We start from the raw sequence: 16,026 nt of genomic DNA, 5'->3' as shown, positions 1-16,026 counted from the left end.
CCTATGCCTCCCGCGCTTCGGAGAGGGCGGCGTCGATGGCGACACGCGGGTCATGGCTCCAACCTTCGGCAATCGTGCGCTCTTGCGGTTCGGCCATCCAGTGCCCGACAACCTTCCACGCGACATCGGCGTCATCGCCGCCGGTCGGAACTGAGAAGCACCGCAAGTCCCAACATTCGTCACGCAAGGCATCGAGGCGCGCCGTATCGGGATGCACCGCCTCCCCCTCGCCGTCGAACGCCTGCCCGCGAGATTGGGGCGGGTGGGCCAGAAAATGCATGCGGTGATAGTGGCCGTAGGTGATTTTGCCATCCGGCGATTTGCGTGGCGCGCCAAGGCCATCAAGGTCAGTATGAATTGCATCCAGCAGTTCAGCCATGCCGCATTTTCCGCCGATCGCACACTGCTCCCCCGCGTCGAACTCTTGGCCGAGACGCTGGATTTCCGACCTGGGCGACGCGACGGGCAGCGCCGATCCGGTTGGCTTGGCTGCCTGCTTGGCCCTGATCTTCTGAACAATGTGCGGCTCGCTGATCCGCGCCAGTTCAGTTTCGCCGGCATCGTGCATATCCTCGCCAGCGGCAAGGCACAGCGCGGCCAGCGTGACCATGACACCGCCGACCTCCTGCTTGCGTTCGCCAACATCGCGGCCGAACACATAGTCGACCAGCGCATGGGCGCGCTCAGCCGAAAAGCCAGGCATGGTCTGGGCCAGTTCGAGCGCCTCTTCGGTGAACCGGTCAGCGCGCTCCAGCATGTCGCCGCTGATCGCCTCGCCGAAGCATTCCATCATCCACGGCTGGACGCGTTCCTGGAACGGCATCAGCGCCTTTGCGCGGCGGGTCTCTGCCACCCGCCGCGCCTGCTGCTCTTCCCGCAACTGGCGCCAAATGCGCAGCAATAGCCCGGATTGCGCATCCTCGACGCGATCGCCCGCGATCATGTGCCACATCATCGCGCTGCCCTCAGCTTCCTGCGCGCGACGACGAGCCTTGACCATTTCAGGCCTGAGGCCGGCGGTGTCATCCATGACGACCTGGCGCGTGCCGTCATCGGTGAACGGCCCCGTCTTCCAGCCGAGGGCGTGCAGCAGGTCGTGCCGATCTCGCTCCGCGATTTCAAGCGAAGCCAGCGCATCCGATAGCCGCCGACCCAAGGGCGGCAACAGGCTATATCCGCCGGTCCATCCCCAGGTGTCCGCATCACCGGCCGTCTTGACTTCGGCAACCCCATTGGTGGGGACATCGGCGGGGCGCCAGATGCAGCCGCATTCATGGCACAGATGCGACCGGTGCGGCGGGTTATCCCAGCCTTCGCTCGGTGCATCGATGTGCTGCGCATTGCACTGCGGGCACCACAGCAGCATGTTGATCGGGTCAGTCATTGCTTTCATCCTTTGCGATGATATCGGCGAAGGCATTCCAGCCCATTTCGGCCAACTCGGCCGCGAGGCCGGGATAGATCCACATGGCAAAGCGGATCAGCGCATAGGCTAAGCCCGCGCGCAGATCTGATGTGGGCGCGCTCACGGATTGCGATCATGGCTGGTTTCAATCGTCAGCCAGAACACTGGCTGAGGATGGCCAAGCGCAGCGCTTTCAATGGCGACCTCAGCCTCGCAACCATCGAGCGAAATGCACAGATGATCAGCCACGACCTCGATCAACTCCTGCCGTGACAAGGCATAGGTCCGACGTTCCTTCACGTTCACTGATCATCCTCCTTATCCCGCGAGCCCGGCCGGCTGGCTTTGCCACCCTCCCGCTCGCCCAGTTGGTCGATATGCTCGCGCCGCTTGAGCGCGATCCGGCGCCCCTTCTCGGCGGTCGCCTTGTTGTAGGTGCGCGTCTGCGCGAGCGTCTTGTGTCCGGAGATCGGCCGCACATCCGCCTCGCCGCTGTCGCCGATCTCGGTGATGCCGCCGTGCCGGAAGCCGGTGAACGTCATCGTCTTGGGCAGGCCCGCCTTGTCGCAGATCTTGCGATGGACCTTGGCCATCCAGCCCGGCTCATACGGCTGGCCTGTCGTCTCCATCAGGATGATCTGCCCGACCGGGCGCCCATGGCGGTCGCGCTCGGCGGTCTTCATCGACAGCTGCAGTTCGCGCTCCAGTTCGGGATATAGCTGCACCGTCTCACCATCGATGTCGTCGGTCAGTTCGAGCCACACCGGGTTGCCGGTCTTCCGTTGCGTCAGCGCGATCGCCACGCCCGGCTTGTAAATCGACCATTGCAGCCCGGCCGGCTTGACCTTGCCCTTCTGGTCCTTCTCATCCTCGCCCCAGAAGCCGAACACCTGGCTGACGCGCTGGCACCCCTCGAAACAGATCGCCGCGGCCGTGGCCATGCTCTGCCAGCCCATCTCCCGCGCAGTCTGGCGGTAGAGGTCATATTCGGCGCGCGTCGTCTCCCGCGTCTCGCCGGCGGCGATGCTCTTGATGCCCATGCCGGCGAAGGGATTGTCCTTCACGCCCGTGGTGCGTTTGTGCCGCGCAGCCCAGCGCCAGACCAGGCGGGACACCTGCATCGCATAGGATGCCTCGCGCTCGCCCTTTGTCTCGCGCAGCTTCTTGTAGAGCGCGTCGGCAGATTCTCCGTCCATCGCGGCGGCCAGGCGCCCGCCGAGCGGCCCGAACTTGCTCGGGAACTCGCACAGCATGTCCATCAGCCGGCGATAATCCTTCTGCGTCTTGGGCTTGTTGCGGGTGTAGCGGTCCTGCCCCCGGTACCACTGGAAGAGCCATGCGATGGTGCCGGGCTTCAGTTCCTTGCCCACGGCGCCCTTCCGCCACTGGGCCAGCGCCTCGTTCAGCGCCTCCGCCTTTTCCACCGCCAGATTGTGGTCGGTGCCCAGCGCGGTCGACACGACCGGGCACGGCTTCTCATGCCGCACGGCCGGCACCGATCGGCCGGTGCGAGGATCCTTCGTGGGCCGGGCCCAGGCGGGCAGTTCCCAATAATAGGCATGGCCGCCCTTCACTGCGACGCGGCGGGTGTAGGAGGGCAGCTTGACGATCGTCTTTGCCATCAGAATACGATGCCCCCGCCGGCGGTGTCGCCGAACAGTTCGGCAAGCGCGCCGTCCAGGTCGCTGCGCAGCGCCATCATCTGCCCGCGCGGACCGCGCGGCCGGAAGCGCACCCGCCCCTCCTTCTCCCAATCCCGCATCTGCTGCTCGCTGACGCCGGTATATGCGAGCGCCAGCGCCCGGTTCATGCCGGCCGGCCAGTCGGGCAGCTTCTCAAGCGCCAGGCCCATCAGTTCGCCTCCTTCTGCATGGCCGCGCGCAGTTCGATGCCGAGCGGCGTGAGTTGCACCCAGCCGTCGCGGCGCCGCGCGAAGGCGGACGGCCCGTTCGTGTCGGGGTTGGTCGCGACATAGCCGCGGCGCCAGAGCGCCCAGGCGGACACCAGCCCGTCACCCCGTATGTGCTGGCGCGGTATGTAGCGCGCCCATCCATCGGCCAGCGGAGATTCCAGCGCGCGCAGCAGGCGCTTCTGTGGTGGCGTGAGGCGCGGGATGATCATCGGGCATCCTCATCGGTCATGAGGGCTGCGCGCACAGCCAGCCCCATCGTATTGTTCCAATACATGCCTGGCAGAAAGCCGCCTGGCCCCTGCCGGTGTCCGAGCTTCCGGCGCTCCAGCGCTTTGGCGACCGCATAGTCGGCGCCGATGCGCAGCTCGATGCCGATGCCCTCGCGGCCGGTCAGGTCGTCCGGCTCGCTCTCGATCAGCATCGCGCGCTGGCGCGGGGTAAGGTTGGGCCAAGTCAATCCGGCCTCCCGATCATCTCATTGTGGACCGCGCAGATGGCGCTGATCGCGCCCATGGCGGTGTCGTTCTCGCCGAAGCTGACGAGGATGGTGCGGGCGCGGGTCTCATCGTCCAGCGCCACGATGTGGATGCCGTCTGCGGGCCAATATTCGTCCACCTTCAAGTCGCCCGGCCGGCGATCGCTTTCCGCCCAGCGCTTGCCCCAGTTTGCCCGCAGCAGGGCGCAGGCGGTATCGAAGGGATCCGGGTCGGCCGCCGGCACGCCATGCTCATGGCAGAACTTGCAGGTGGCCGCGTTTCGCTTGCAGTGAACGCGCCGCCCCTCCCCGCCCACAGGGATGCTGTGGCAGACGCCATAGCGCGTCTTGACCAGGGTGAAGTCGTCGGTGTCGGCGCCGAACTTGCTCATGCCTGGAAGTCGATCCCGGTGACGGCGATCGCTCCCTCGGCCCCAGCTGGGCAGAAGTGCCAGGGATAGTCGGGCATCCCGCCATCTTCATCCTCTTCGGCGTACATCCACAGATGCTCCGGCTCCGCCCTGTCGAGCGGCTCAAGCCCGATGTAGTCCAGCGCCTCGTTGATGAGGTCGAGGGTCAGCAGCGCGGGATCGATGTGGCCATAGGCATAGACGCCCCAAGGTTCGCCATCCTCCGTGGCCAGAGCTTCGACATGGAGCTTCTTCATAGCGATGCCTCCGGAATGCTCGCCGCATCGATACGGAATGCAGCCTGGTCATTGTCGATCGACAGGGCGAGCGCGCCGGGCTTCACCCAGATCGCGCGGCTGTCGAGGCGGAAGGTCTCGCCCTGCTCGGCCAGCAGGATCGTCTCGCCGATCGTCTCGGCCATGCCGCGCGCCGCCGCGCCCGGGACGGCGTTGCCGATCCACTCGCGCTTCGTGACGTCCGATCCATGCTCCAGGTCGAAGGCCATGCGGCTGTGCCAGATGCCGCCTTCCTGGAAGAAGATCTCTTCCGGGTCGAACAGCGACTGGAGCGAGGCCAGATCGAGCGTGGTGAACGGCCGGTGCCAGGTGCCGTCGGTCGCGATGATGCGACAGACGAGGCGATCCTCCGGCTTGGGCAACGGTAAAGCATTGCTTGACAGTTCGAGATCGCGCGGGTCGGCAACCGAGTTGAAGCCGTTGTCATGGCAGGCCGATCCGCTGACCGCATATCCCGTCTGCTCCCAGGCAACGACGCCATAATGCCCGCCGGTCTGGTAATGCTCGCGCCGCGCGTCGGCGACACAGGGATGGCCACCCGTGACGCTATGGGCCGCAGCCGGGATGGTGCCGGCTGGATCCTCATAGGGCGTGACGCGCATGATGTTCTGGTGCCGCTGGTTGCCCCAGCTGGGCCGAGGGTCCGCCACCGCGAAAGCGCCATCGCCCGTCGTGCTGGCGCCGATCACCGTGCGGCTGGCCTCATCGAAGCGGGTCACCTTGTATTTCGTGGTGGTATAGCCGTCCTTCCCTTCCGGGCGCGGATCAGCCACCGCCGCATCGCGCGACGAGGTCACCGCGATCGACGCCTTGTCGAACGGCACGACGCGATAGACGTTCGAATGCGCTTTCCGCCCAAGTCGAGGGTCGGCGATGCTGTTGGGACCGCCGCCCGGCGCGCACTGACCGGTCACCGTGCCGGCTGGGTCCGCCCACTCGCGCACGCCATACTGGCCATAGCTCTGGTTGGCCTGCTGCGGCCGGGGGTCGGCAACCGAATAGGCGCCCGTCGACGGCTTCGGGTCGCCCGAGATCGCGCCCGAGGCCTTCCCCTCCCACTCGTTGACGCCGAGCACATGCCGATGCGTGGCCGGCCCATATCCCGGTCGCGGATCAGCAACGCTGTATACGCCGTTGCTGGGCGACGATCGGCCAGCAACTGTGCCGCTGTGTTCGCTCCACTCGCGAACGCCCAGGACATCCGAATTCCATTCCGCGTCCACGCGCGGATCGGCGACAGAGAAGCGCCCCTGCCCCGGCGCGCGCTGGCTGGTGATGGTCGGCGCCGGATCGGTCCAGCGGTTCACGCCCAAGCTGTCATTGTGCATTACCTGTTCGGGCACGATGCCGAAGTCGCGCAGTTGGCCGTCGACCACCGCGAGATCATTCAGCGCGCGCCAGTCCTTTCCGGCCGGCACCAGTGCCAGGCGCAGCCACGTCTTCCACTGGAGCGACGGCACGCGGTGCATGGAGCCCGCGACCGGATCGCCCGGTAGCGGCAGCTTGCCGATCACCTCGCCCACGCCGCGCAGGCGGTGGTGCTTGGGCTGGTAGATGAAGGGCGGCACCTTCTCCATGTGCCGGGCGATCGCCAGCGCGCGCTTCCGGCTCTGGGCAAGGTTGCCGATGACGCCGCAGTCGTGCGTGTCGAGATTGACCGAATATCCGTAGCCGCGAAGGATCGCGATGATCTGGTCGAGCAGCCACTTGCCGCGCGTCAGGATCCTGGGCACGTTTTCGAACAGGACGATCGGCACCGGATCATCCTTATAGGCCTCCATCAGCAGCCAGACGCCGCGCAGGGTCAGCTCGTTGAGAGCCTGATATTTGTCCGTCTTCGACTGAGTCGCCGACAGCAGGCCCGAGAAACCCTTGCACGGCGCTGACAGAAAGACGACGTCGGGCGTCCGGCCGAACACGCGGCGGATATCCTCCGGCGCGGCCTCGCGCCAGTCGGCTGGAGGCTCCTTGCCGTGGAAGCGGATGAACTGCGCGCGGCTGAACAAGTCCATGACCGTGCCCGGCGTGCCGGTCAGGCGGCCGAAGTTGTGGATGGCGCCCGCGTCATTGTCGATGCCGCCGGCGCAAACGAACCGCGCCTGGACATTGCCGACGCGCGGCGCGGCCAGGTTGAAGCCGCGCGCACCGACACCGACGCCGCAGAACATGTGCGCGTGACGGATATCTCGGACGGAGGCGATGGGGCCGAGCCTCATGCGAACTCCCCGCATCCGTTGCCCACCAGCTCGCCATTGTCGCCGGCGGTGAAGTCCTGCCAGTGGACCCAGCCCTTGGGGCAGTCGAAGCCCCACTCGCGGACCTTGGGGCCGGTGAAGAACAGCGACACGCACGGCTGGCCGTCGATGAGTTCGAGGCGATGCATGTCGGTCGCCTGGCGCCGCACGATGTCGCCCGGCTGGCGGATGAAGGTGCCATCCGGCGTGATCTCGCGATAGCTGCCGGCGATCACATAGGAGATGTTCTCCCACGGGCGATCGTGCAGCGCGCGGTCGTCATCGTCGCGCAGGATGCGGTGCAGATAGACGTTCTGCTGCTCGTTGCGCGGGATGATCCACCAGCGCTCCAGATACGGGTTTTCACGCCCGCCGATCGGGAAGTCGCATTCGCGGGACATGATCTGGGCGGCCCAGGCCTGCATGTCGGCGAGGGAGGCATAACCGATGTTCATCAGAACGGCACCTCGTCCCAACCGCCGTAGACATTGGGCAGTTTCGTCGGCTCAACATCGCCGCGGCGCACCGTCTGATCGGCATAGGCAGCGAGCAGCCACCCGCGCATCTCCATCGCCGCGCCTTGGGCATGATCCAGCTGCCGACGGAGGCTGTCGCGATCGTTCGAGAAGATGCGAGCTTCCGCCTTGGCGATGCCCAGTTCGTTTTCCAGGCGCGCGACCTTCTCGCGCGAGCGGTCCAGCCCGACCAGGCGTTCGTCAGCCAAGGCGCGGACCTTGGCAGCATCAGCGCGCTCGGCAAGGATCATGCTTGCGACATCGCCCAGCGGCATATTCGAAAGCAGTTCTTCCAGATGCGCCTTGGCGTCGAAGGCGGCGTTTTCCTGTTGATCGGTCAACGGTCATTCTCCCGCTGGCACGGCACAATGCGTGCGCAGTCGCTGGTGCAGATGGGGCACGGGCATTCGTCGCCCGGATCGGATTGGTAGGCGGACCGATCAGCCTCGATGACCGGTCCGCGCGGGGAGGATGGCGACCCATGAAAGGGGGCGAGGTCGCCCGAGGCTCCTGCCCGCTGCGCCGTCAGGGGGATAACGACGCAGTCGGACAGTGGGGGTTGGTTGTTCAGCCGGCGCAGGCGCTCGGCCTTGTGCGCCGCCATGGAGGCGATGGACGCGACATCGATCATTGCTCAGAGCCCTCCGGACAGAGGACATTGCCGAACATGTCTTCGATCCTCACCGTGCCGGGGTTCGCCTGGGCATGGGCATTGAGGTCGTCATCGGCCGGCAGCTCGATCACGTAGAAGGTGTTGGCACGGTGGAAGACGCGCGGCGCCATCGGCCCGCGCGGCCGCTGCAGGAACTTGCCATCGATCATCGGCACGCCCCAGGCGATCGCCGGGCCGCCGAGCGCGACCGGGGCGAGGTAGGAGGCGATATGATGCGCCGCGCGCACCTGGGCGACGCGGTCCCAGCCCCAGCCGGTCGGCAGGCGATAGCCCTGGCCGAAATACATGGCTTCGGTCGGCGTCGCGCCGGCCTTCGCCGCCTCGATCGCGGCGAGCTTGCCGTCCAGCGGCAGAAGGTTCGACATCGCAGCGTTGCCGCGCCACATCGCCTTGAGGAGTTCCACCGGATCGGAATGGAAGGTGGCCATCATGCGCGCCTCCAGATGTGCCACCAGCGGCGCGGCTGGTGCATGGGAAGGATCGGGCCGCCGGCGCGCTCGCGCTGCCAGGGCGTGGTGCGAGGCACGACGAGAGGATCGCGACCGGTGGTGTGGAAGCGGACCGTCACGGGCGATGCTCCAGGGCCGCAAGCATCTTGCGGCCGCACCGCCGGAACTCTGCGGCAATGGCGGCGCAGGATGCGGTGATCAGCGCGATGGCGACGACGGTGGAGAGGATGTGCAGGGCGAGGCTCATCACGCGGCGCCCAGCGGAAAGACGTTGGCGGGCGGCGCGCCGGGTGCCAGCCGGTCAGCAGCGGCCAGCAGGCGGCTGGCACCGTGGATCAGGCAGGCGCGCGTCTCGGCCGGGTCGGCCGTAAGGATGTCGACCGCCTGGCTCGCACTCTGGAAGCCCATCTTGATCAGGTCGAGCGTGCGATACGCGTCGAAGTCTTCGCGATGCTCAAGCGCCTGTTGCTGCGCAATTGCGCCAGCGGCGGCCGAGCCTACGGTAAAGCTGATGGCGTGCATGCCACATCTCCCCACCGTCTCGCGTCGCCGGCCGATCCGGCGAGGTCAGGTGATGGGATAAAATTGGGGGATATTTCCCACAGTGTCAACTTAAATGTGGGATTTTTCCCACGCGCAATTTTCCTGGCCGTCCGTATGATCCTCAGACCGATCTGACAAGCATGGGAAATTTCAATGCGCTGGGCCATGATTTTGCCGCTGATCCTGAGTGGGTGCACGGCAGGAAGCGAAGCGGCAAAGAAGTATGAGAACGCGAAAGGCGCCGGTGCATCATACACCGCACTCTGTGAGCGCGCGAACGCGGCCGCCAGCGCCTATTTGGACGCTGGCGATGGAGAACAGGCTGCTAAATGGTCGGAAACAGCGAAATTTGATTGCGCTATGAGCCGGATAAATACCAGCTACCCATAGCTTTATTCTGCTGGTTTGGCGCTCACCTGAGATTGCATCGTGAACAAAACTGGCGCGGCCCAAACCACTTCGCAGTTCTCCATATCTGCCGCATTGAGGGATCGCAGGGTATACCGCCCAGGCTTCGATCCAGCCGATAATATCTTGAGATACGTTCCGCCGTCGACAAGGTGGACAGCGCAATAGCGGCCAAGATATGCAGGCAAAACCCCGTCATGATCTCGGCGAACATAAATCACGTCACCAGGTTCGTATTTCGGGAGCATCGAATCCCCTTTAACCGCCAGCGCCATTAGTGGCCCAGGGGCGAGTGGCGGGCGAGGCGCAAACTCCGCCTCATGGTCATCCTTGAAATAGGCAACGACACCGCCCGCCCCGACCTCGCCAAGCAAAGGAACCTGCTGTGAGCCGTTAATGCTCTCGAAGGGGATTTGAAGTGCCTCCGCGATCTTGTGGAGCGTGCCGATCCCGGGATTTTCAGTGCGATCGAGAAGATCCCTCACGGTGGTCTGACTTAGTCCAGCTGCGGAAGACAGGCTGCGTCTGCTGAACCCCTTTGCCTCCATCTCTCGCTCGATAGATGCGCGAATCTGCGAAATGTCCGGTGAATTTGCCATGGGTGAAATATCCCACGGCAACCCCAGCAAGTGCGAGGATCGAAATTTCCCACACCCATGGCGTTGACTGGGGGAAATTTCCCACATATGATCCATTTCCATGATCACGCTACTTTCTCAGATCGAGGCGTTTCGCGCCAGCAACGGCCTTAGCGAATGGAGGTTTGGGGAGTTGGCGCTTAACGACCGTCACTTCATTCGGCAGCTCCGCGAGGGTCGCGACATTCGGCTGAGCACTGCCGAGCGCGTCCGAGCCTTCATGGCCGGATATCGGAGGGCAGCCTGATGCGTGCCCTCATCCGCACCCGCACGCCGGCCGACGTCGTCGCGCCCTACCCCTACCGATCGCACCGGACGGTGGCCGATCTGATCGCGGCTGGTGCCCTTGATGGCGGTCGTGTCGATAAGAAGGATCATGCATGATGTCCGGTTGTTGCGATCATGGTGCCGGTCTACGCGCAGGCGCGCCCAGCGTGTTGGGCAAGTTGCCCCGTCTCACACAGAATTCTTATCGCGAGGCCGTGAGCCGGACGGTCGCAGCCCAGCAGGCGAGCGATGACCTGACCGATCAGGACATGGCCGACCTGCTGGGCACATCGGCCGCGACGGTCGGCAATGCCCGCAACAAGAAGGGCGACCTGGGCGCCATCGCAATGCTGTCGATCGGCAAGGCGTTCGGCCCGGAGGCGCTCAACACCATTCTGGCGCTGATCGGCGCCAAGGCTGTGCCGGCCGATGCGCTGTGCTGCGACAACGTCGGCAACATCCCGCTCAAGATCGCGGAGGCCCTGCCCCTGCTGATCACGCTGCTTTCGGATGGCGTCTGCTGTGACGACGATGTCCGCAAGCTCGAAGGTGCGGGCGTAATCGATGAATTCATTCGCGCTGCCAGCGTGCTGGAGCGCCGACGCAACGAAGTGCGGCTGAGAGCCGTGGGAAACTGAACCTAGCCGGCGGCTGACCGCCCAGGAGTGAGAACATGGATAGCGCGAACAGCGCGGCGCCGGTTGATGCCGGTTCCGCGAACGGTATCTCTTTGCCTCGGCGATCCTATGCCGAGTTCCTTGCCAGCAAGGCGATCGACGATCCGATGACGGGCCTGACCGACATCCCGGATCTGCCCGCCGCACTGTTCCCGTTCCAGCGCGACATCGTCGCCTGGGCGCTGCGCCGCGGTCGCGCCGCGCTGCTGGCCGGCACTGGCCTGGGCAAGTCGCTGATGGAGCTGGCTTGGGGTCAGGCGATCTGCGACGCGACCGGCGGCATGGTGCTGCTGTTCGCGCCGCTCGCCGTCGCGGCCCAGATGCTCCGCGAAGCCGAGAAGTTCGGCATCCCCGCCCGTGTCGTCTCCTGCCAGGCTGAATGCGCGCCCGGCATCAACATCACCAACTATCAGAAGCTGTCGCATTTCGACCTGTCGCTGTTCATCGGCGTGATCCTGGACGAGAGCAGCATCCTCAAGTCGACGACCGGTCACTATCGCACCGCGCTGATCGCGGCCTGCCGCCAGATCCCCTTCCGGCTGGCCGCGACCGCGACGCCCGCGCCGAACGACTTCATGGAGCTGGGTAATCACGCTGAGTTCCTGGGCACCATGTCCTACACGGATATGCTCGCCACTTTCTTCTCGCACGACGGCGGCTCGACGCAGAAATGGCGCCTGAAAGGCCATGCCGAGGATGCGTTCTGGGCGTGGATGGCAAGCTGGGCAGTGATGCTGCGCAAGCCCAGCGACCTGGGCTACAGCGACGACGGATACGAACTGCCGCCGCTTCACTATCACCAGCATGACGTCGCGATCGACGCCACGCCGGCCGAGGGTCAGTTGTTCGCCCTGCCCGCCGTGACGCTGTCGGAACGCATCTCCGCGCGTAAGGACAGCATCGAAGAGCGCGTCGCTCACGCTATTTCCGTCACCCCGCCGACCGGCCCGTTCGTCTGGTGGTGCAACCTGAACGCCGAGGCCGATGCCCTGTCGCGCGGCCTGGGCGCAGTCAACCTGCACGGCTCGCTCGACGACGATCGCAAGGAGCAGATCCTGATCGACTTCAGCGAGGGCCGGATCGAGCGGCTGGTGACCAAGCCAACAATCGCGGGCTTCGGCATGAACTGGCAGCACTGCGCCGACACCGGATTCGTCGGGCTCAATGACAGCTGGGAGCAGTTTTACCAGGCAGTGCGCCGGTTCTGGCGCTTCGGCCAGTCCCGCGCCGTCAACTGCCACATGATCGCCGCCGAGACGGAAGGCGCCACCGTCGCCAACCTGCGCCGCAAGGAAGCGGATGCCGATCGGATGGCCGCCGCCATGGTCCGCCACATGGCCGACCTGTCCAGCGCCAATGTCCGCGGCGCCAGCCGCACCGTCGCCACCTATGCGCCCAGCCAGCGCATCATCCTCCCCTCGTTTCTGAAGGACGCCGCATGAGCGCGCTCGACATCCAGGCCGTCGATCAGGTCGTCACCGATCGCTACGCCATTTACCAGGGTGACTGCTGCGAACTCATCGCCGCGATCCCCGACAACAGCATCCATTTCGGCATCCACAGCCCGCCGTTCGAAGGCCTGTACAAGTTCAGCAATTTTGACCGGGACATCTCCAACAATGAGGGCGATGCATTCTGGGAGCACTACCGCTTCCTGATCACCGAACTGCTGCGCGTCGCGATGCCCGGTCGCCTGCACAGCGTCCATGTGATGCAGCTGCCGACCAGCAAGATCCGCAACGGCTATATCGGCATGCGTGATTTCCGCGGCGAGGTGATCCGCGCCTTTGAGGATGCCGGCTGGATCTTCCACAGCGAGGTCTGCATCTGGAAAGACCCGGTCGTTGCCCAGCAGCGCACCAAGTCGATCCGCCTGCTGCACAAGCAGATCGTGAAGGACAGCGCGCTGAGTGGCCAGGGCCTGGCCGACTTCATCGTGACCTTCCGCAAGCCCGGCGACAATCCCGATCCCGTCGACGGATGTTTCGACATGTGGATCGGCGAAGGCGAAGGCCCTGATCCGTCGAAGTTCACCACCGAGACCGATGGCCGCAACTGGTACTCGATCGAGGTCTGGCAGCGCTACGCATCGCCGGTGTGGATGGATATCCGCCAGACCCGCACCCTGCAGTACCGCGCCGGCCGGGACGAGAAGGATGAGCTTCACATCTCGCCGCTGCAGCTGGACGTGATCGAGCGCTGCATCGACCTGTGGACCAACCCTGGCGAGACGGTGCTGACCCCGTTCCTTGGCATCGGTAGCGAGGTCTACAGCGCGGTGAAGATGGGCCGGCTGGGCATCGGGATGGAGCTCAAGCCCTCCTACTTCGCCCAGGCTCGCGCGAACATCGATGAGCTCGATGACAAGAATGTCGGCCTTTTCCCCGAAGAGGCGGCCTGACCATGCCCCGCATGACCGACACCCGGCGCACCAGATCGGGATGCAGCCTTCGCCGAAGTCCTGGCTGAGACCGGCGACATCGACGCGGCTGGCCGTGCGGTCGGCGTCGGTCACGACGGCTCCAAGAAGATTTTCGCCCAGATCCGCCGCCAGCTCGGCTGGCAGGCTCAATAGCAGGAACGCGACCATGACCCATTCCTTCATCACCGAACGTGCCGCCATCTCTCGCGCTGCCGCCGCCGTCCGCACCGTCGTGTCAGCAAACAAAGCCATCCCCGTCTTGAACAATGTCCGCATCGAGGCGCGCGATGGCCGGGTCGGACTGCTGACCACCAACCAGGACTGCTGGGCTGAGGTGACGATCGCCGCAGCCGTCAACGATCCGTTCGCAATCACCGTGCCCGCGGCCCTGCTCGAAGATATCGCCCGCACCGCGCCTGATGGCGCGCAGATTGAACTGCTGCTGACTGACACGGGCGCCGCAGCCAAGAGCGGCCGCGCCCGCTTCCGCCTGCCGACGCTGCCCAGTGATCAGTTTCCGCCGTTGAACGACCACGGCATCGAGCCGCAGCTGCGCATGAAGCTTGCCGACCTGATCGCCGCGATCTCCGCCGTCGACCATGTGAAGGCCGGCGACCACATGCCCAGCCATCAGGGCGTCCTGCTGCGCGCTATCCCGGGCGGGATCGAATGTGCTGCCTTTGACGGGAACCGCCTGTCGATCTGCCCGGCCGAGGCGGTCATCGATGGCGAGTTTGCGCCGATGACGATTCCCATGCCCGTCGTCGGCAAGATCAAATCCGCCATGGCTGTCGGCGTCGACGAAATCACGATCGGCCACAACGGCCGGCTAGCACTGATTAATGGCGGAAACGCCCGCTTCCTCACCCGCCTAGTCGAGGGCAAGTTCACCGAATATTGGAAGAAGCTGCCCGACACCGTCGGCGAGCCCGTCCTGTTCTCTGCTCGTGATCTGTCCGCGGCCATGGCGCGTGTCGGGCTTGCCCAGGATCAATTCAACAGCGGCGTGTCCGTCGAGCTCACGACCGACAGCCTGACGCTCAGCGTGGCCAGCCAGTCGGCTGGCGCGGCCACCGACACCGTCATGGTCGGATATTCCGGCGAAGGGCGCAAAACCGGCTTCTCCCTCCAGTTCCTGCGCGACGCCGTCGGCAAGTGCCCTGGCGACGAGGCGGAACTGCACTTCGACGGACTGGGCAATGCCCACGTCTTCGCCCGCTCCCCGAATGCACCGCGGCACATGGTGTGCCCGATGAACGTCTGAAGGAGGTCACCAGTGAAAGACGAAACTGATCTCGTTGCCGCGGTTCTGCTCGGCGATTTGTCGTGGGCCCAGATGGCAATCGAGGATCTGCGCCTCAGCTCCGAAAAGTGGCGCCAGATCTATTCCGATGGCCACGCCATCGCCTTCCCGCCGGCGCCGCTCCCGCCGCTGGCTCAGCCCCTCACCCTGCCCGTGCCGGGCCATCTTCCCGGCTCGACCATGGGCGAGCCGCGCAAACGCGCAGCTTGATCACCACCACGAAAGGAAACTGACCAATGTCCGAAGGAAATATCGCCGCCGACCAGCTCCGCCTGCTGATCGAACGCATCGAACGGCTGGAGGAAGAGAAAAAGGGCATCGGCGAGGATATCAGCGATGTCTATCTGGAACTGAAGGCGACCGGCTACGAGCCGAAGATCGTTCGCCAGATCGTCAAGCTGCGGAAGATGCAGCCGCACGACCGGCAGGAGATGGAGGCGGTCCTCCAGACCTATCTTGCCGCCCTGGGCATGGAATGATCATGCGCGCCCGGCTGGTCAACGCCTGGCGCCGTCTGTTCCCCCACCCCGTCGCCATCGCGCGGCGGGACCGGGAGCGGGCCGCCATGGAAGGTCGCATCAAGCGTGACCGTGCGATCCGCCGGGCCGCGCTCCAGAAATTCGGGAAGATCTGATGACCGGCACATTCGAGTGCGAAGGCGGCTGTGGCCGCGAACTGAAGGAATTCAAGCGTCGCAAGACCCGGCTGTGTCGCAACTGCTGCGCCGCCGTGATCGCGCGCGACCCGGCGAAGGCGGCAAAGGCCAGCGCCACTATCAAGCGGCTGTATCAGGATCCCGTTTTCCGGTCGCGCCAGCAGCGCGCATGCAAGGCCGGAGTTCAGGCGTCCATCGCCAACAATCCCGCCGAGCGTGAGCGCCGCCGCCTATCCGGGCAGGCTTTGGCGGCCACCGGACTGGGCCACGCTGCGCAGACGCCGGGGTCTGAGCCCCGGATCCGTGCCGGGAAGGCGCATACCGAGACGGTGCTCGGCTGGTGCCCGCCGCACCTCCGCGACGAATATCGCAAGATCCTTGGCCGCCAAGGAATGCGGAAGGAAGATGCCCGTCGCAAGATCGAAGAGATGATGGCCGCCGAGGTCGCATCGCGACGCAATGGCCGCATGTCGTTCGAAGAGCAGCTTCGGCGCGCCAACGCCGGCGTCGCTGTCGTTCGCAAGTTCGAGCCCCGCAAGCCTGACCACGACTTCACGCTCGGCGGCGTCGCCACGGGGATGATCTGATGCATAGTGTCCGCCTCCCCTGGCCGCCGAAGGAGCTGTCGCCGAACTTCCATGGGAAGCGGCGCGACCAGATGCGCGCAAAGAAAGCCTATCGCACGACGTGCTGGGCCGAAGCCTTGGCAGCGAAGCTGCGCGCGCCGGACAGCGAGAAGATCGC

At 65.2% G+C, this 16,026-nt stretch carries 27 protein-coding genes; 10 read left to right on the top strand and 17 right to left on the bottom strand.

Going from position 1 to position 16,026, the window contains the following annotated elements; all coding sequences use genetic code 11:
* Position 1: 1 nt before the first annotated feature.
* The 16 genes from AC0KVN_RS05555 to AC0KVN_RS05480 form a co-directional block, all read right to left on the bottom strand.
* Complete coding sequence (locus AC0KVN_RS05555) at positions 2–1,384, bottom strand: hypothetical protein (protein ID WP_483655999.1); 1,383 nt, start codon at positions 1,382–1,384, stop codon at positions 2–4.
* Positions 1,377–1,529 (bottom strand): hypothetical protein, encoded by a 153-nt coding sequence (locus AC0KVN_RS05550; protein ID WP_483655998.1) that lies wholly within the window; start codon positions 1,527–1,529, stop codon positions 1,377–1,379. Before AC0KVN_RS05550 ends, AC0KVN_RS05555 begins: the two co-directional genes overlap by 8 nt.
* A complete protein-coding gene (locus AC0KVN_RS05545) occupies positions 1,526–1,711 on the bottom strand; it encodes a hypothetical protein (RefSeq protein WP_483655997.1) in 186 nt (61 codons plus the stop codon). The genes AC0KVN_RS05550 and AC0KVN_RS05545 overlap by 4 nt, the downstream gene beginning before the upstream one ends.
* The gene (locus AC0KVN_RS05540) at positions 1,708–3,027 is read right to left on the bottom strand and encodes a hypothetical protein (protein ID WP_483655996.1); all 1,320 of its coding nucleotides are present in this window, start codon (positions 3,025–3,027) and stop codon (positions 1,708–1,710) included. Before AC0KVN_RS05540 ends, AC0KVN_RS05545 begins: the two co-directional genes overlap by 4 nt.
* A complete protein-coding gene (locus AC0KVN_RS05535) occupies positions 3,027–3,257 on the bottom strand; it encodes a hypothetical protein (protein WP_483655995.1) in 231 nt (76 codons plus the stop codon). Before AC0KVN_RS05535 ends, AC0KVN_RS05540 begins: the two co-directional genes overlap by 1 nt.
* Positions 3,257–3,526, bottom strand: a complete 270-nt coding sequence (locus AC0KVN_RS05530) for a hypothetical protein (RefSeq protein ID WP_483655994.1) — start codon at positions 3,524–3,526, stop codon at positions 3,257–3,259. The genes AC0KVN_RS05535 and AC0KVN_RS05530 overlap by 1 nt, the downstream gene beginning before the upstream one ends.
* A complete protein-coding gene (locus AC0KVN_RS05525) occupies positions 3,523–3,774 on the bottom strand; it encodes a hypothetical protein (protein ID WP_483655993.1) in 252 nt (83 codons plus the stop codon). Before AC0KVN_RS05525 ends, AC0KVN_RS05530 begins: the two co-directional genes overlap by 4 nt.
* On the bottom strand, positions 3,771–4,184 hold the full coding sequence (locus AC0KVN_RS05520) for a hypothetical protein (RefSeq protein ID WP_483655992.1): 414 nt from the start codon (positions 4,182–4,184) through the stop codon (positions 3,771–3,773). The genes AC0KVN_RS05525 and AC0KVN_RS05520 overlap by 4 nt, the downstream gene beginning before the upstream one ends.
* A complete protein-coding gene (locus tag AC0KVN_RS05515; RefSeq protein ID WP_483655991.1) occupies positions 4,181–4,459 on the bottom strand; it encodes a hypothetical protein in 279 nt (92 codons plus the stop codon). The genes AC0KVN_RS05520 and AC0KVN_RS05515 overlap by 4 nt, the downstream gene beginning before the upstream one ends.
* Positions 4,456–6,714, bottom strand: a complete 2,259-nt coding sequence (locus AC0KVN_RS05510; RefSeq protein ID WP_483655990.1) for a DNA cytosine methyltransferase — start codon at positions 6,712–6,714, stop codon at positions 4,456–4,458. The genes AC0KVN_RS05515 and AC0KVN_RS05510 overlap by 4 nt, the downstream gene beginning before the upstream one ends.
* Positions 6,711–7,187 carry a hypothetical protein gene (locus AC0KVN_RS05505; RefSeq protein ID WP_483655989.1) on the bottom strand — a complete coding sequence of 159 codons (477 nt, stop codon included), beginning with the start codon at positions 7,185–7,187 and terminating at the stop codon, positions 6,711–6,713. The genes AC0KVN_RS05510 and AC0KVN_RS05505 overlap by 4 nt, the downstream gene beginning before the upstream one ends.
* Positions 7,187–7,588, bottom strand: a complete 402-nt coding sequence (locus AC0KVN_RS05500) for a hypothetical protein (protein ID WP_483655988.1) — start codon at positions 7,586–7,588, stop codon at positions 7,187–7,189. Before AC0KVN_RS05500 ends, AC0KVN_RS05505 begins: the two co-directional genes overlap by 1 nt.
* A complete protein-coding gene (locus AC0KVN_RS05495) occupies positions 7,585–7,878 on the bottom strand; it encodes a hypothetical protein (protein ID WP_483655987.1) in 294 nt (97 codons plus the stop codon). The genes AC0KVN_RS05500 and AC0KVN_RS05495 overlap by 4 nt, the downstream gene beginning before the upstream one ends.
* Positions 7,875–8,351, bottom strand: a complete 477-nt coding sequence (locus AC0KVN_RS05490; protein WP_483655986.1) for a hypothetical protein — start codon at positions 8,349–8,351, stop codon at positions 7,875–7,877. Before AC0KVN_RS05490 ends, AC0KVN_RS05495 begins: the two co-directional genes overlap by 4 nt.
* A 133-nt stretch (positions 8,352–8,484) precedes the next feature.
* Positions 8,485–8,616, bottom strand: coding sequence for a hypothetical protein (locus AC0KVN_RS05485; protein WP_483655985.1), 132 nt, complete (start codon positions 8,614–8,616; stop codon positions 8,485–8,487).
* Complete coding sequence (locus tag AC0KVN_RS05480) at positions 8,616–8,891, bottom strand: hypothetical protein (RefSeq protein ID WP_483655984.1); 276 nt, start codon at positions 8,889–8,891, stop codon at positions 8,616–8,618. Before AC0KVN_RS05480 ends, AC0KVN_RS05485 begins: the two co-directional genes overlap by 1 nt.
* Before the next feature lie 174 nt (positions 8,892–9,065).
* Between AC0KVN_RS05480 and AC0KVN_RS05475 the strand changes: the two genes are divergently transcribed.
* Positions 9,066–9,302, top strand: a complete 237-nt coding sequence (locus AC0KVN_RS05475) for a hypothetical protein (protein ID WP_483655983.1) — start codon at positions 9,066–9,068, stop codon at positions 9,300–9,302.
* Positions 9,303–9,304: 2 nt separating this feature from the next.
* Here the strand turns inward: AC0KVN_RS05475 and AC0KVN_RS05470 are convergent, their stop codons facing one another.
* Positions 9,305–10,021, bottom strand: coding sequence for a LexA family transcriptional regulator (locus AC0KVN_RS05470; protein ID WP_483655982.1), 717 nt, complete (start codon positions 10,019–10,021; stop codon positions 9,305–9,307).
* Positions 10,022–10,204: 183 nt separating this feature from the next.
* On the opposite strand from AC0KVN_RS05470, the gene AC0KVN_RS05465 reads away from it, so the two are divergent.
* The 9 genes from AC0KVN_RS05465 (at position 10,205) to AC0KVN_RS05425 (ending at position 15,869) form a co-directional block, all read left to right on the top strand.
* Entirely contained in the window at positions 10,205–10,342 is a 138-nt protein-coding gene (locus tag AC0KVN_RS05465) for a hypothetical protein (RefSeq protein WP_483655981.1), read from the top strand.
* Between the two features lie 98 nt (positions 10,343–10,440).
* A complete protein-coding gene (locus AC0KVN_RS05460; protein ID WP_287004282.1) occupies positions 10,441–10,863 on the top strand; it encodes a hypothetical protein in 423 nt (140 codons plus the stop codon).
* Positions 10,864–10,898: 35 nt separating this feature from the next.
* Positions 10,899–12,344, top strand: coding sequence for a DEAD/DEAH box helicase (locus AC0KVN_RS05455; RefSeq protein ID WP_483655980.1), 1,446 nt, complete (start codon positions 10,899–10,901; stop codon positions 12,342–12,344).
* Positions 12,341–13,303: a DNA-methyltransferase gene (locus tag AC0KVN_RS05450; RefSeq protein ID WP_483655979.1), complete on the top strand. Its 963-nt coding sequence runs from the start codon at positions 12,341–12,343 to the stop codon at positions 13,301–13,303. The genes AC0KVN_RS05455 and AC0KVN_RS05450 overlap by 4 nt, the downstream gene beginning before the upstream one ends.
* Before the next feature lie 187 nt (positions 13,304–13,490).
* Positions 13,491–14,588, top strand: coding sequence for a DNA polymerase III subunit beta (gene dnaN / locus AC0KVN_RS05445; RefSeq protein WP_483655978.1), 1,098 nt, complete (start codon positions 13,491–13,493; stop codon positions 14,586–14,588).
* 12 nt (positions 14,589–14,600) lie between these two features.
* Positions 14,601–14,837 (top strand): hypothetical protein, encoded by a 237-nt coding sequence (locus tag AC0KVN_RS05440; RefSeq protein WP_483655977.1) that lies wholly within the window; start codon positions 14,601–14,603, stop codon positions 14,835–14,837.
* Between the two features lie 26 nt (positions 14,838–14,863).
* Positions 14,864–15,106 (top strand): DUF2312 domain-containing protein, encoded by a 243-nt coding sequence (locus tag AC0KVN_RS05435; protein ID WP_483655976.1) that lies wholly within the window; start codon positions 14,864–14,866, stop codon positions 15,104–15,106.
* Between the two features lie 2 nt (positions 15,107–15,108).
* Positions 15,109–15,261: a hypothetical protein gene (locus tag AC0KVN_RS05430; RefSeq protein ID WP_483655975.1), complete on the top strand. Its 153-nt coding sequence runs from the start codon at positions 15,109–15,111 to the stop codon at positions 15,259–15,261.
* On the top strand, positions 15,261–15,869 hold the full coding sequence (locus AC0KVN_RS05425; RefSeq protein WP_483655974.1) for a hypothetical protein: 609 nt from the start codon (positions 15,261–15,263) through the stop codon (positions 15,867–15,869). Before AC0KVN_RS05430 ends, AC0KVN_RS05425 begins: the two co-directional genes overlap by 1 nt.
* Positions 15,870–16,026 lie beyond the last annotated feature (157 nt).

The sequence above is a fragment of the Sphingobium sp. SG1 genome, from assembly GCF_057063145.1.
Note: the sequence above shows the minus strand (reverse complement) of the source record. Positions and strands in the feature narration are given on the sequence as shown.

Coding starts and splice junctions, on each gene's coding strand:
- AC0KVN_RS05555 (WP_483655999.1), bottom strand. CDS start 1,384: ATGACTGACCCGATCAACATGCTGCTGTGGTGCCCGCAGTGCAATGCG.
- AC0KVN_RS05540 (WP_483655996.1), bottom strand. CDS start 3,027: ATGGCAAAGACGATCGTCAAGCTGCCCTCCTACACCCGCCGCGTCGCA.
- AC0KVN_RS05535 (WP_483655995.1), bottom strand. CDS start 3,257: ATGGGCCTGGCGCTTGAGAAGCTGCCCGACTGGCCGGCCGGCATGAAC.
- AC0KVN_RS05530 (WP_483655994.1), bottom strand. CDS start 3,526: ATGATCATCCCGCGCCTCACGCCACCACAGAAGCGCCTGCTGCGCGCG.
- AC0KVN_RS05520 (WP_483655992.1), bottom strand. CDS start 4,184: ATGAGCAAGTTCGGCGCCGACACCGACGACTTCACCCTGGTCAAGACG.
- AC0KVN_RS05515 (WP_483655991.1), bottom strand. CDS start 4,459: ATGAAGAAGCTCCATGTCGAAGCTCTGGCCACGGAGGATGGCGAACCT.
- AC0KVN_RS05510 (WP_483655990.1), bottom strand. CDS start 6,714: ATGAGGCTCGGCCCCATCGCCTCCGTCCGAGATATCCGTCACGCGCAC.
- AC0KVN_RS05505 (WP_483655989.1), bottom strand. CDS start 7,187: ATGAACATCGGTTATGCCTCCCTCGCCGACATGCAGGCCTGGGCCGCC.
- AC0KVN_RS05495 (WP_483655987.1), bottom strand. CDS start 7,878: ATGATCGATGTCGCGTCCATCGCCTCCATGGCGGCGCACAAGGCCGAG.
- AC0KVN_RS05490 (WP_483655986.1), bottom strand. CDS start 8,351: ATGATGGCCACCTTCCATTCCGATCCGGTGGAACTCCTCAAGGCGATG.
- AC0KVN_RS05485 (WP_483655985.1), bottom strand. CDS start 8,616: ATGAGCCTCGCCCTGCACATCCTCTCCACCGTCGTCGCCATCGCGCTG.
- AC0KVN_RS05480 (WP_483655984.1), bottom strand. CDS start 8,891: ATGCACGCCATCAGCTTTACCGTAGGCTCGGCCGCCGCTGGCGCAATT.
- AC0KVN_RS05475 (WP_483655983.1), top strand. CDS start 9,066: ATGCGCTGGGCCATGATTTTGCCGCTGATCCTGAGTGGGTGCACGGCA.
- AC0KVN_RS05470 (WP_483655982.1), bottom strand. CDS start 10,021: ATGGAAATGGATCATATGTGGGAAATTTCCCCCAGTCAACGCCATGGG.
- AC0KVN_RS05465 (WP_483655981.1), top strand. CDS start 10,205: ATGCGTGCCCTCATCCGCACCCGCACGCCGGCCGACGTCGTCGCGCCC.
- AC0KVN_RS05455 (WP_483655980.1), top strand. CDS start 10,899: ATGGATAGCGCGAACAGCGCGGCGCCGGTTGATGCCGGTTCCGCGAAC.
- AC0KVN_RS05450 (WP_483655979.1), top strand. CDS start 12,341: ATGAGCGCGCTCGACATCCAGGCCGTCGATCAGGTCGTCACCGATCGC.
- dnaN (WP_483655978.1), top strand. CDS start 13,491: ATGACCCATTCCTTCATCACCGAACGTGCCGCCATCTCTCGCGCTGCC.
- AC0KVN_RS05435 (WP_483655976.1), top strand. CDS start 14,864: ATGTCCGAAGGAAATATCGCCGCCGACCAGCTCCGCCTGCTGATCGAA.
- AC0KVN_RS05430 (WP_483655975.1), top strand. CDS start 15,109: ATGCGCGCCCGGCTGGTCAACGCCTGGCGCCGTCTGTTCCCCCACCCC.
- AC0KVN_RS05425 (WP_483655974.1), top strand. CDS start 15,261: ATGACCGGCACATTCGAGTGCGAAGGCGGCTGTGGCCGCGAACTGAAG.